13 protein-coding genes are annotated in these 12,422 nt (G+C 74.7%); 8 read left to right on the forward strand and 5 right to left on the reverse strand.

All coding sequences use genetic code 11. The features are described 5' to 3' along the window. Window positions 1-259 precede the first annotated feature (259 nt). The 3 genes from UIS43_RS04945 to UIS43_RS04955 all read left to right on the forward strand — a co-directional run bounded on the left by UIS43_RS04945 (window position 260) and on the right by UIS43_RS04955 (window position 3,040). The gene (locus tag UIS43_RS04945) at window positions 260-796 is read left to right on the forward strand and encodes an NUDIX hydrolase family protein (RefSeq protein WP_071622153.1); all 537 of its coding nucleotides are present in this window, start codon (window positions 260-262) and stop codon (window positions 794-796) included. Between the two features lie 93 nt (window positions 797-889). Then, the gene (locus UIS43_RS04950; protein ID WP_013153284.1) at window positions 890-1,540 is read left to right on the forward strand and encodes a nucleoside/nucleotide kinase family protein; all 651 of its coding nucleotides are present in this window, start codon (window positions 890-892) and stop codon (window positions 1,538-1,540) included. Between the two features lie 156 nt (window positions 1,541-1,696). Beyond that, window positions 1,697-3,040 (forward strand): MFS transporter, encoded by a 1,344-nt coding sequence (locus tag UIS43_RS04955; protein WP_370012593.1) that lies wholly within the window; start codon window positions 1,697-1,699, stop codon window positions 3,038-3,040. 60 nt (window positions 3,041-3,100) lie between these two features. Here UIS43_RS04955 and UIS43_RS04960 read toward each other — a convergent pair whose 3' ends face one another. Both UIS43_RS04960 and UIS43_RS04965 read right to left on the reverse strand, forming a co-directional pair. Then, on the reverse strand, window positions 3,101-4,039 hold the full coding sequence (locus UIS43_RS04960; protein WP_210746439.1) for a 2-hydroxyacid dehydrogenase: 939 nt from the start codon (window positions 4,037-4,039) through the stop codon (window positions 3,101-3,103). Window positions 4,040-4,109: 70 nt separating this feature from the next. After that, entirely contained in the window at window positions 4,110-5,096 is a 987-nt protein-coding gene (locus tag UIS43_RS04965; protein WP_013153287.1) for a pyruvate carboxyltransferase, read from the reverse strand. Between the two features lie 267 nt (window positions 5,097-5,363). On the opposite strand from UIS43_RS04965, the gene UIS43_RS04970 reads away from it, so the two are divergent. Further along, window positions 5,364-5,936: a pyridoxamine 5'-phosphate oxidase family protein gene (locus tag UIS43_RS04970; protein ID WP_013153288.1), complete on the forward strand. Its 573-nt coding sequence runs from the start codon at window positions 5,364-5,366 to the stop codon at window positions 5,934-5,936. A 97-nt stretch (window positions 5,937-6,033) separates the two neighbouring features. On the opposite strand, the gene UIS43_RS04975 is transcribed toward UIS43_RS04970, so the two are convergent. Next, the gene (locus tag UIS43_RS04975; RefSeq protein ID WP_370012594.1) at window positions 6,034-6,585 is read right to left on the reverse strand and encodes an ArsR/SmtB family transcription factor; all 552 of its coding nucleotides are present in this window, start codon (window positions 6,583-6,585) and stop codon (window positions 6,034-6,036) included. Between the two features lie 137 nt (window positions 6,586-6,722). On the opposite strand from UIS43_RS04975, the gene UIS43_RS04980 reads away from it, so the two are divergent. Both UIS43_RS04980 and UIS43_RS04985 read left to right on the forward strand, forming a co-directional pair. Continuing rightward, complete coding sequence (locus tag UIS43_RS04980; RefSeq protein WP_370012596.1) at window positions 6,723-7,958, forward strand: MFS transporter; 1,236 nt, start codon at window positions 6,723-6,725, stop codon at window positions 7,956-7,958. A 44-nt stretch (window positions 7,959-8,002) separates the two neighbouring features. After that, window positions 8,003-8,764, forward strand: coding sequence for a phosphotransferase (locus tag UIS43_RS04985; protein WP_013153291.1), 762 nt, complete (start codon window positions 8,003-8,005; stop codon window positions 8,762-8,764). A 221-nt stretch (window positions 8,765-8,985) separates the two neighbouring features. On the opposite strand, the gene UIS43_RS04990 is transcribed toward UIS43_RS04985, so the two are convergent. Beyond that, complete coding sequence (locus UIS43_RS04990) at window positions 8,986-9,684, reverse strand: class I SAM-dependent methyltransferase (protein ID WP_013153292.1); 699 nt, start codon at window positions 9,682-9,684, stop codon at window positions 8,986-8,988. Window positions 9,685-10,261: 577 nt separating this feature from the next. On the opposite strand from UIS43_RS04990, the gene erm reads away from it, so the two are divergent. Together erm and UIS43_RS05000 are read left to right on the forward strand one after the other, a co-directional pair. Next, entirely contained in the window at window positions 10,262-11,062 is an 801-nt protein-coding gene (gene erm, locus UIS43_RS04995) for an ErmE/ErmH/ErmO/ErmR family 23S rRNA (adenine(2058)-N(6))-methyltransferase (RefSeq protein WP_013153293.1), read from the forward strand. 78 nt (window positions 11,063-11,140) lie between these two features. After that, window positions 11,141-11,581, forward strand: a complete 441-nt coding sequence (locus tag UIS43_RS05000; protein WP_071622158.1) for a hypothetical protein — start codon at window positions 11,141-11,143, stop codon at window positions 11,579-11,581. Window positions 11,582-11,596: 15 nt separating this feature from the next. Here the strand turns inward: UIS43_RS05000 and UIS43_RS05005 are convergent, their stop codons facing one another. After that, window positions 11,597-12,421: an alpha/beta fold hydrolase gene (locus UIS43_RS05005; RefSeq protein WP_071622159.1), complete on the reverse strand. Its 825-nt coding sequence runs from the start codon at window positions 12,419-12,421 to the stop codon at window positions 11,597-11,599. Between the last annotated feature and the right edge of the window lies 1 nt (window position 12,422).

Consider the following 12,422-nt stretch of genomic DNA (forward strand, 5'->3'; position numbering starts at 1 on the left):
CCGTGTCACCCCGTCCGGCGGGTGGGCGGGACGCACCGCGCGCGACCGCGGCTTCGACCCCTCACTTCTCCTCTCGGACACTCCGGGCACGCCCCCGCGCGTGGCCTTCCGCGCCCGAGTGCGGTAGAAGCGGTACAGGTGGCACCCCCGCGTGCCCGCGCCCACGGGCCGGGCCCGGGACCGATCCCAGGGACAGCCCACGAGAAGGGAGGGAGCGGCGGGCCCCGGCCGACGGCCGCGGCGTTCCGCCGCGCACCCGATGACCGAAACCGCCGACACCCAGCCCGGCTGGTTCTCCCCCGAGGAGCTGGAGAGCATCCGCGGCCGCATGCCCGTCCTCTACGTCCAGGCGGTTCCCGTACGGGTGGACGAGGTGGGGCAGGTGACCCATGTCGGCCTGCTCATGCGGGCCGCGCCCGACGGCAGCTTCCACCGCTCGGTGGTCTCGGGCCGCGTGCTCTACCACGAGCGGATCCGCGACGCCCTCCTGCGCCACCTGGAGAAGGACCTGGGCCCGGTGGCCCTGCCGCGCGTCCCCGTCTCGCCGCAGCCGTTCACGGTGGCCGAGTACTTCCCCACGCCGGGGATCACCCCGTTCCACGACGCCCGCCAGCACGCGGTGGCGATGGCCTACATCGTCCCGGTCTCGGGCGACTGCCAGCCCCGCCAGGACGCCCTGGACCTGGTGTGGTTCACCCCGGAGGAGGCGGTCGGCGCGCACCTGCGCGAGGAGATGACGGGCGGCCAGGACGTGCTGGTGCGCCAGGCGCTGGCCCACGTGGGCCACGTCCCCTGACCGGGACCGCCGGGCCCGCCGGGGCCGCCGTCCCGGCGGGCCCGGCGGACACCGCCCCGGCGCGGGGCGCCCCGGGGTGCGTAGGCTCGTTCCATGTCCGAACCGCTCGTCGCCGACGCCCTCGCCCTGGCCGCCGCCACCGGCGGCCCCCGCCGCCGCGTACTCGGCCTGGTGGGCGCCCCCGCCGCCGGGAAGTCCACGCTCGCCCGCCACCTGGTGGCCGGGGTCAACGGCGTGCTGGGCCCGGGCGCGGCCGGGTACCTGCCCATGGACGGCTTCCACCTGTCCAACGCCCAGCTCGACCGGCTGGGGCGGCGCGACCGCAAGGGCGCGCCGGACACCTTCGACGCGCACGGGTACGCGGCCCTGGTGCGCCGCCTGCTCGCCGAGACCGACCACCCCGTCTACGTGCCCGACTACGACCGCGTGCTGCACGAACCCGTCGCCGCGCGGCACGTGATCGAGCCGCACACCCGGCTGGTCGTGACCGAGGGCAACTACCTGGCGGGCGGCGAGGAGCCCTGGGCCGGGCTGCGCGGGCTGTTCGCCCAGCTGTGGTACGTGGAGGCCGACGACGACCTGCGCGAGCGCAGGCTGCACCGGCGCCAGCTCGCGGGCGGGGCGACCGAGGAGGCCGCCCGGGAGTGGGTGGAGCGCAGCGACCGCCCCAACGGGGAGCTGGTCAAGCGCTTCCGGGACAACTGCACGCGGGTGGTGCGCCCGGGCCCCCTCCCCGAGGTCTGAGGGCCGCCCGCGCGGGATCCGCGCTTCCGGACCCGCGGAAAACCCCAGACGGACACAGAGAACGCATATGTCCATATAGTGAGACAAATGTTTCATACAGTGGCGAGCGGAGCTAGCATCCAGCCATCCGCACCCACTGACCTGGAAAGAAGTCCCATGACGGACGTCGCCCCACGCGTACCAGAAGAGGCCGAGCCACCGGCCAATCCCAAGAGGAAGGTCCTCACGGCCAGCCTCGTGGGGACGTCCATCGAGTTCTACGACTTCTACATCTACGCGACGGCCGCGGTCCTGGTCTTCCCCGCGCTGTTCTTCCCCGAGGGCGACATGCTGGCGGCGCGGCTGCAGTCGCTGGCCACCTTCGCCATCGCCTTCGTCGCCCGCCCCATCGGCTCCTGGGTGTTCGGCCACTTCGGCGACCGCGTCGGGCGCAAGGCCACCCTGGTGGCGTCCCTGCTGACCATGGGCATCGCCACCGTCGGCATCGGCGTGCTGCCCACCTACGCGCAGGTGGGCGTCCTGGCCCCGCTGCTGCTGGCGGTGTGCCGCTTCGGCCAGGGCCTGGGACTGGGCGGGGAGTGGGGCGGTGCGGCCCTGCTGGCCACCGAGAACGCCCCTCCCGGCAAGCGCGGCTTCTACGGCTCGTTCCCGCAGCTGGGAGCGCCGATCGGGTTCTTCCTCGCCAACGGCGTGTTCCTGGCCCTGAGCCAGTTCATGAGCGACGAGACCTTCCTGGCCTGGGGCTGGCGCGTGCCGTTCCTGCTCTCGACCCTGCTGATCGTGGTCGGCCTGTGGGTCCGCCTGACCCTGCACGAGACCCCGGCCTTCGCCAAGATCGTCGCCTCGGGCGAGCGGGTCAAGTCGCCGATGGCGGAGGTGTTCCGCACCAACTGGCCCGCCGTGGTGCTGGGCACGCTGATCATGCTCGCCACGTACGTGCTGTTCTACCTGATGACCGTGTTCTCCCTGGGCTTCGGCACCGACCCGGTGGCGGGCCTGGGCTACGACCGGTCGCAGTTCCTGGTGTTCCTGCTGGTGGGCGTGGTGTTCTTCGGGGTGTTCACCCCCGTCGCGGGCCTGCTCGCCGACCGGTTCGGCCGCAAGCCGGTCCTGGTCTGGGTCACCGTCGCGATCATCGTCTTCGGCTTCGCCATGGGCCCGCTGATGGGCGGCGGCGGCACGGTCGGCGTGCTGGCCTTCCTCATCGTGGGGCTGAGCCTGATGGGCCTGACCTTCGGCCCGATGGCCTCCGTGCTGCCGGAGCTGTTCCCGACCAAGGTGCGCTACACCGGTGCCTCGGTGGCCTACAACCTGGCGGGCCTGCTGGGCGCCTCGTTCGCCCCCTACATCGCGACGTGGCTGGCGGGCACCCTGGGACTGAACTGGGTCGGCGGCTACCTGGTCCTGGTCGGCGTGATCACCCTGGTGGCGCTGCTGATCAGCCGTGAGACGCGCGACGACTCCCTGGACGACACCCCGGTGCGGGTGACCGGCCGCTAGGGCGTCCCACCCCCGAGATACGGGCCGGGCGAGCGCATGCCGCCCGGCCCGTTCCCATCCTCACACGATCCGGTGCGGCAGCTCCCGGCCCCGGACGAAGGCCTCCACCGCGGCCGCCCACACCCGTCGGCGACGTTCCTGGCACTCGCGGGTGTTGGCGGCGAACCGGGAGCTGAGCACCAGGTTGTCCAGCGGCGGGTAGGGGTTGCGCTCGCCGACCAGGTCCAGCCCCGCGCCGCGCAGGCGCCCCGCGCGCAGCGCCTCCGTCAGCGCCCCGGAGTCGACGACCTCGTTGGGCGAGATGCTCACCAGGACCGCCGAGGGCTTCATCAGGGCGAGTTGGGCCGCGCCCAGCAGGCCGTGGGTGGCCGTGTCCAGCGGCAGGGTGAGGAAGACCGCGTCGGACACCGCCAGGAGCTCGTCCAGCTCCACCTGGACCGAGCCCTCGGCCCGGCGCGGACTGCGGTTGGCGTGGACGGCCGCCATACCCAGGCCGCGCACCATACGGGCCACCCGTGCGCCGATGCCGCCCATGCCGACGATCCCCGCGGTGCCGCCCGCGAGCTCCATCCCCTGCTCCCCCGCGCAGAGCAGGTCGCCCGACCGGACGCGGGCGTGGACGGGCACGACCCTCTTGGCCACGGCCATCATCAGCGCGACGGCGTGCTCGGCCACCGCCGCGCCGGTGTACCCGGCGGTGTTGCACACGGCCACGCCGCGCTCGCGGCAGTACTCCAGGTCCACGTACTCCACGGCCGTGGTGGTGGCCACCACCAGCTCCAGCTCGGGCAGCAGCCGCAGGTTCTCCGCGCCCAGGTCCGTGTAGGTGGTGACCAGGACCCGCGTGTCCGGGTGTCGCCGGAACTCCTCGGCCGGGTCCAGGCCGCCGTCGGCGGTCTGGACCCAGTGCGCCTCCAGCGCGTCGGACAGGTGGTCCAGGGTGTCGGTGGGAAGGGGGTGCCGGTCGTTGAGCACGAGACAGCGGACGGGCCGGGTCAAACCGTTCCTCCGGGGGGTGGTGGGGTGCGCGGTCGCGGCTCGGGCCTGGGCGCCGCCGCCGACCGGGTGTTCAGGGCCGGGGAGCCGACGCATCGTCCAGGACCTCCCCGACCTCCTTGTAGCGCTTCCAGGCCAGGCCGCGCAGGAACTCCTCGGCCCCCTCGCCGTGGGCCTCCCAGACGTCGGGGGCCCACTCCTGTTCCAGGTTGCGCCAGCCGGTGAGGGGATACAGGTGCTGGAAGGGCGGCGGCGGGGGCATCTCCGCCGCCACCCGCTCGGCCAGGGAGGCCAGACGCGGGCGGTCCACCTCCCCGACCAGGGCCAGCGCCTCGGCCAGGTCGGTGTTGCCGCCGCCCAGACCGTACCCGTGGAGGGAGCCGTCCACGAGGTCGAAGCCCGCCTCCAGCGCGATCCGGGAGTTGGCGACGGCGTGGCCGAGGTTGTCGTGGCCGTGGAAGCCCGCCAGGCCGGGCCAGGCGGCCCGTACCCCGGCGAAGAGCTCGGCGGCGTGCTCGGGCAGCAGCGCGCCGCGCGAGTCGGCCAGGTAGAGCCAGTCGGCGACGCCCGCCCGGGCGACGCGCTCGGCCGCCCCGGCCAGTTCCCCGGGTTCGTAGGCGGTGACGCTGATGAGGTTGAGCGAGCAGGTGACGCCGGAGGCGCGGACGGCCTCCGCCGCGGCGAGCACGTGGTCCAGCCTCTCCAGGAGGCAGGTCAGGCGGACCACGTCGAGCACCTCGGCGCGGGGCCGCAGCAGGGCGGCGACCTCGTCCGGACTCCTGCCGTTCACAGCGAGCATGGCGACGACGCGGGCCGGTCCGGCGTCCTCGCCGACCTGGCGCAGCAGGTCGGGCGCGCACCGGAGCGTGGGTTCGCGCCCGGGGTCGTCGCTGATGTAGCCGACCTCCACGTAGGGCACGCCCACCTCGCCGAGGACCTTGGTGTGCTCGCGCACGGTGGCGTCGGTGAAGCGCCAGTCGTTGAGGTAGCCGCCGTCGCGCAGGGTGACGTCCAGGATCCGGGGTCGCCGGGGTTCGGCGGCGGTGTGTCGAGCGGGCACGTCATGCCTCCTGACAGGCGCCGGGCATTCACCCTAAGTAAGTTGACCGATACCCAGGGGAATCAAACATCCCGCCCCGTCCGAGAACGCCCCGGGCCGCCCCTTCCGGCCCGGGAGGGGCCTCCCGGCTGTTTGCGCTGGTCGCCCCGGGGGGTAGTCGGGGAGCGGGGACCTTCGCCGACGGCGCGCGGGCCGCGTCCCCGGGCCCGCGAACCGCGCCGACGGCGGAGGGAGGACACGGGGGCACTCTTCTCGGGGGAGCTAGCGATGGCTGGATCAGAGGGCGCCGACCGGATGAAACCGCCGCCGGTGTCGGTCACGGGACCGGTCGCGCCGCCGGAGCAGCGGGGACCGTCCGACGAGTACGCGGGGACCGACCGCCTCGCCGACGAGCAGGAGCTGCTGGAGGGCGCCGACATCATCGAGGGCGACGACGGGGCCAGCTTCACCGTCCTGGAGCGCCAGACCTGCTTCAACCTGCTGGCCACGCGCGACATCGGGCGCGTGGCCTTCACCATCGAGGGGGACGCGGCGCCCACGGTCCTGCCGGTGAACTACACGATGGTCGACGGCGGCATCGTGTTCCGCTCCACGCTGGCCGGGGCCATCATGCGCCACGCGCGCGGGTACGCCGCCTTCCAGGTGGACAGCCTCGACGAGGAGCGCCGCGAGGGGTGGAGCGTGCTGGCCAGCGGGCCGTGCGCGTGGATCCGCGACGCCGCCGAGCTGGCGCGCCTGCCGCAGGGCGGCCTGCCCCGGCCCTGGGCCGAGGGGGAGCGCGACCAGGTCCTGAGGATCACGCCCGGCAGGCTGAGCGGACGGCGGATCCACCGGCGCTGACCCGGCGGCCCGACCCGGAGGGGTTCGGAGGCCGCCACAGGACCCGACGGGCACCGGGGCGGGCCCGGAACCCGCCGCCGCGCGGCCCGCGCGGCGGTCAGTCGGCGGGGCGGTGCAGCAGGAACGCCCCGGCGTAGACGGGCCGGTCCGCGCGCTGGCCGTCGGTGGCCACGTACTCGTCCAGGACGGCGACGATGCGGCGGTCCAGCTCCGCCACCTCCTCGTCCGACAGGTGCAGCACGAAGCGCGAGTAGGTGCGCACCGACTCCGGTCCGGCCTCGCTCAGCTCCTGCTGGAAGGCCTCCACCGGCGCGACGGCGGAACCGGCGTCGGTGTCCAGAAGGGGGCCGTCCAGCCACCAGGTCTCCCCGGTGGCGCGGTAGGGCTTCTCCAGCGCGCCGCTGGTCCCGGTACGCACGGGCGCGGGCAGCAGCAGGCCCGCGTCCACGAGCTGGCGGACGTGGTACAGGACCGTGCCCGGGGTGACCTCCAGACGGTCGGCCAGCTCCTTGTTGGTGAGCTCCCGGGTCAGGCAGAGCCGCAGGATGCGGACCCGCAGCGGGTGGGCCAGGGCCTTGGCCTCCTGGACCGTGGCCGGTCGTCGCGTGCGCGGGCGGCGGGCGGTCCCGCTCTGTTCCGGTTCTCCCATGTCCCGAGGGTAACAACGGTCGGCTTCCGGCAATCGATTGATTTTTATCAATCGATCTGTCATTCTCGACCGCATGACGGAAGCCGACCCCCCCGCACACCCCTCCCCCTCCGGTACCGCGCCCGCGCCCCGCGCCGATGGGCGCCGCCTTCTGGAACCTGTGGACCTCCTCCGCCCTGTCCAACCTCGCCGACGGCGTCCTGAAGACGGCGCTGCCGCTGGTGGCGCTGCGCTTCACCGACTCCCCCGTCCTCATCGCCGGGGTGACGTTCGCGCTGACCCTCCCGTGGCTGTTCTTCGCGCTCCCGGCGGGCGCCCTGGCCGACCGGCTCGACCGGCGCCGGACGATGCTCGGCGCCAACCTCGCCCGGGCGCTGCTGCTCGGTGTCCTGGCGCTGTCCCTGGCCCTGGACCTGGGCTCGGTCGGGCTGCTGTACGCGGTGGCGCTGTGCGTCGGGGTCACCGAGACCCTCTACGACACCTCGGCCCAGTCGATCCTGCCGCAGGTGGTCGGCCGCGACCGGCTCCCCCGGGCCAACGGGCGGCTGCACGCCGCCGAACTGACCGCGAACCAGTTCCTCGGGCCTCCCCTGGGCGGCCTGCTGGTGGCGGCGGGCGCGGCGGCGGCCTTCACCGCCCCGGCGGCGCTGTGGCTGGTCGCGGTGGGCGCGCTGCTGCTGGTGCGCGGCCGGTTCCGGACCGCGCGGACCGCATCCGCCACCCTGCGCGCCGACATCGCCGAGGGGCTGCGCTTCCTGTGGCGCGACCGGATCCTGCGCTCGTTCGCGGCGATGGTGGGCGCCAGCAACTTCGCCAGCAACGCGGCCTTCACCGTCTTCGTGCTCTTCGCGGTGGGTCCGGACTCGCCCATGGGCCTGTCCGAGCCCGCCTACGGCCTGCTCATGACCGCCGTCGCCGCGGGCAGCGTGGTGGGCGCCCTGTGCGCCGGGCGGATCGAGCGACTCTTGGGACGCACCCGGGCGCTGCGGACCTGCGCGCTGACCTTCGCCGTGCTCGTGGGCCTGCCCGCGGTGACCGCCGACCCCGTCCTGGTCGCGGCGGGCTTCTTCGCGGGCGGGGTGGGGATCGCGGTGTGGAACGTGGTCACGGTGTCGCTGCGCCAGCGGATCACCCCCGACCCCCTGCTCGGCCGGGTGAACAGCGCCTACCGTCTGCTGGCCTGGGGCACCATGCCGCTGGGCGCCGCGACGGGCGGCCTCATCGCGGAGTTCCTGGGACTGACCTGGGTGTTCGCCTCCATGGGGCTGCTGTGCCTGGGGCTGCTCGCCGGACTGGCCCGGTTGGACGACGCGGCCCTGACCGCGGCGGAGCACCGGGCCGACGAGAGCCGGCAAGCCCCCGGGGACCGGTGAAAACCGATGGACTCCCCCGACCGCGCGGTGGAGCATGGGGGACCATGACCCCACCCGAGGAAGAGGTGCTGGAGGGCGGCAACGTCGCCGACCAGGTGGTGCGCGTGGGACGGACCGTGCGCAAACCGTGGCGGCGCTCCTCCCCTTCGGTGCTGCTCCTGCTCACGTACCTGCAGGCGTGCGGCTACGAGGCGTCCCCTTCCGCGGTCGGCAGGGACGAGCGGGGCCGCCAGGTGCTCGGGTACGTGCCGGGGACGATGGCGGACCGGACGGCGCCGATGACGGAGGGGGAACTGCGTCGGCTGGGCGGGACGATCCGCCGCCTCCACGACCTGACCGCCGCGTACCGGCCCCCGGAGGAACCGGTGTGGGAGGCGCCCATCCCGCACGAGCGCGAGGAACTCGTCTGCCACAACGACCTGGCGCCGTGGAACCTGGTGCGCGACGGAGACGCCTGGACCTTCATCGACTGGGACAGCGCCGGTCCGGGCACGCGCATGGGCGACCTCGGATACGCCGCGCACGGGTTCGTGCCGCTGCACGAGGGCGGGGACCCCCGGCGCGACGCGCGGCGGCTGCGCGCCCTGGCCGACGGGTACGGGTGCGACGGGGCCCAGCGCCGTGAACTGCCCGACGCGGTCCTGGGGCGCGTGCGCGGCATGTACGACCTGCTGACGGAGGGCGCGCGGACGGGTGAGCAGCCGTGGGCGCGCCTGCACGCGGAGGGGCACGCCGACCACTGGGGACCGGCGTCGGAGTACGTCGAGCGCAACCGCCAGCTGTGGCGGGAGGCGCTGCTGCGCTGACGGGGGTCTCGCGCCGCCCGCCGACCCCCGCGGACGCGACGCCCGCAGACCCGCCCGCGCCTTCCACCCGGGCACCGTCCTCAACGGACGTTGGCGTACAGGCCCCCACCCGCCCTCCGCCCCGCCCCGCCCCGTGGACACGAGCACACCCCCGCGCCCGCCGTGTCCCGGCGGGCACACGGCGCCCCGGGCCCGCCGGGGTCGGGACCAGGGCGTCGGGTCTAGGACCCGGTCCACACGAAGGCCGCTGAGATCGGGTGGCCCCGGAACCTCTCCCACGTGGGCTTGGCCTCCACCCAGGTGTCGTCCACGGTGCCCTCCGCCATCTCGGCCAGCCGCCACCCCGCGGCCGAGGCGGCGCGGACGTGGTCGCTGATGAGGTGGACGTGGGTGGCGATGGCGATGTCCTCGCCGGAGGCGTCGGTGTAGTGGGTCGGCATCCCCGAGACCATCGAGAACTGCGGGTGGTAGGCGACCAGCACGCACGTCCCCCCGGGCCGGACGAGCCGCCGGGCCTCGGCGTAGAAGGGCGCCAGGTCCGGCAGGTGCTCGTCGATCAGGGAGGCGATGACCAGGTCGTAGGCGGCGCCGGGCAGGCCCGTGTCGCGCACGTCGCCCCGGGTGAGGCTGTCGTGGGCGCCGCGCCTCTCGGCCAGGGCCAGCATGCCGGAGCTGAGGTCGACGCCGTCCACGCGCCCGGCCCCGCGGCCGCGCAGCCACGAACCGGTGCGGCCGGTACCGCATCCCAGGTCGGCGGCGCGGGAGACCGCCGACCAGTCGGGGACGGTGAGGCCGTCCAGGAGGGCCAGGTCCATGGCGTCCAGGACGGAGTCCTCGTAGGTGCCGGACCAGCCGTCGTAGCCGGTGGCCACGTCGACGGTGCGGTAGTGGCGGGTGTCGAAGTCCGCGAAGTCGGGCATGGGGGCGAGTATGGCGCGGTCGGGCCGGGCGGGGCGAACCCTTTTCGGGCGGACCCGCCGACGGGAAAACCGGTTGCCGCCGCCGCGGGCGTGCTCCTAGGTTGGTCGCCATGTGCTGCTTCCAGGCGATCATCTGCCGGGCCCACGCCTGGCCGGTGAGCTGCCACACCCACGTCGTCCGGCCCCGGTCCCCGCACCTGGGCCGGTAGTCCGCCGTCCCGGCCGCCGCGGACCCCGCCCACGGGGTCCGTCCGGCCCGCCGGGAACCCCGCCCCTTCCTCCCTCCGCTTCGCGTGCGTACCCCGCCGCGTGTGCGGACGGTGCGGGAAGGGGCGCGCCGTCCGCCGCCGCTGGCGCGGGCGCGCCCACGCGCGCCCGCACGGCGGTCGGCCCGGCGACGACCGCGGACGACACCTCCTCCTTCCCGTGTGACCCTCCGGTCCAGGCACAGTCGCGTCCCTTCTTCCCTCGGACGGGCTGCCCGGACCTCCTTTCGCGTTGTCGCGCGCCGTGTGGCGCGCCCGTCCGTGCCGCCCGTCCTCGTCGGCCACCGCAGGGTGGCTGGAACGGACCTTCCGTGGCACGTACCGAACGCTCACGTCGCACGGGTGCCGGTGACAACCGGCGCCGCTTCTCCCAGAACTTCCTCGCCGACCCGGGCGCCGCACGCCGCGTGGTGGCGGTGTCCGGGATCGGCCCGGCCGACCTGGTGGTGGAGGTGGGACCGGGCGAGGGCGCCCTCACCCGCTTCCTGGCCCCGGCCGCCCGCCGGGTCCTGGCCTACGAGATCGACCCGCGCCTGGCCGAACGGCTCTCCGCGCGCTACCGCGAGCCCGCGAGCGGGGTGCGGGTGGTGCGGGCCGACTTCACCCGGGTGCGCCCGCCGCGGGGCGAGTTCCACCTGGTGGGCAACATCCCCTACGCGCGCACCGCCGACATCGTGCGCTGGTGCCTGGACGCGCGGGGCCTGGCCTCCGCCACCCTCGTCACCCAGCTGGAGTACGCGCGCAAGCGCACCGGCGGGTTCGGTCGGTGGAGCCGGTTGACGGTGCTGACCTGGCCGGAGTGGTCGTGGTCGCTGGCCGGGCGGATCGACCGGCAGCGGTTCCGGCCGGTGCCCCGGGTGGATTCGGGCATCCTGGTGTTGCGCAGGCGCCGGACGCCCCTGGTGGACCCGGGGCGGATGAACGGCTACCGGCGCCTGGTCGAGCTGGGTTTCGGGGGCGCGGGCGGATCGCTGGGCGCGTCGCTGCGCCGCGCCCACCCCGCCCGGCGGGTGGACCGGGCGCTGGCCCGGGCCGGGATCGCTGCCGGTACGCCCGTCGGGCACGTGGACCCGGGGCAGTGGCTGGAGGTCTTCCGGGCGCTGGAGGGCTGAGCCCGCGCGTCGCGCGACCGCCGTCCGCACGCCCGTCCTCGTCGGGAGGACGGGTGCGTTCCGCCCTATTCTGGGCGCATGCGCACCTCTCTCCTCCCCCTGTCCCTCGCCCTCGTCCTGTCCGCGCTCGGCTGCGCGGCACAGGAGTCGTCGGGGGCCTTCGACGAGTCGTACCGCGTCGCCCACCCCGTCGGCGCCTACGAGCACGAGTTCCGCGGGGAGGCCGACGTCGTCTACACCGTGGACGACGTCTCCTTCCCCGGGGGCGGGCGCGCGGACTTCACCCTGGAGGTGGAGGTGCCGGACCTGGGGCGGGTGCTCGGTTTCGGCGAGTTCGAGACCGTGTGCGAGGCGGGCGGAGCCGAGACGGCCGCCGAGGGCGAGATCGCCCTCGGCGAGACCGAGGCGGGCTCCTACGCGTTCCCGATGGGGTGCGACGTCGCGCCCGGGAGCGAGGAGCTGAGGATCGTCGTCCGCCACGACGGCGAGGAGATGGTGTTCACCGGGCCGGTCGGCTGACCGGCCCGGGCGCCCTCAGCCCAGGAAGTCCAGGAGGGCGGCGGTCAGTTCGGCCGGTGCGTCCTCCTGGACGAGGTGCCCGGCCCCGGGCAGGACGCGCAGTCGCGCCCCGGGGATCGCGGCGGCGAGCCGTCGGCCGCGGTCCAGGGGGAGCCAGGTGTCCTCCTCGCCCCACACCACCAGCACCGGCAGGTCGAGGTCGGCGTAGGCGTCCTCGACCTCGGCGGTGTGGCGCTCGTCCGCCTGCGCGATCTGCCGGTAGAACGCGGGCTGGCCGTCCGCGCCCAGCCAGGGGCGCACGAGCGCGTCCAGGACGTCGCCGCGGGGTTCGCGGTGCGCGGCGGAGGAGACGTAGGCGCGCACCAGAGCCTCGTGCAGGTGCGGGGGCAGCGCGGCGAACACGTCGGCGTTGGCGTTGACGAGGCGGAAGAAGTCGCTGCCCCAGGGGCGGACGCTGACCGCGTCGACCAGGGCGAGGCGGTCGTAGGCCGCCCCGTCCAGGACGGCCGAGCGCAGGGCCACGGCGCCGCCGAAGTCGTGCGCCACCACGGCGGGGCGCTCCAGTCCCCAGTGGTCGAGCAGGGCGGTGAACGCGGCCTGCTGGGCGGCCAGCGACACGTCCTGCCCCTCGTGCTTGGCCGAGGCCCCGTAGCCGGGCATGTCCCACACGTGGACGGTGTACCGGGCGCTCAGGGCGCGGGCGACGTGGCGCCAGACGTGGGAGGAGAAGGGTGTGCCGTGCAGCAGCACGACCGGGTCCCCGTCCCCGAACCGGGCCCAGCGCACGGTTCCGTTGGGAGCCTCGAAGCTCCGGTCGAGTGTCCAGGCGTCGCCGCTCATG

Source organism: Nocardiopsis sp. LDBS0036, from assembly GCF_041228755.1.
Taxonomy (GTDB): domain Bacteria; phylum Actinomycetota; class Actinomycetes; order Streptosporangiales; family Streptosporangiaceae; genus Nocardiopsis; species Nocardiopsis dassonvillei.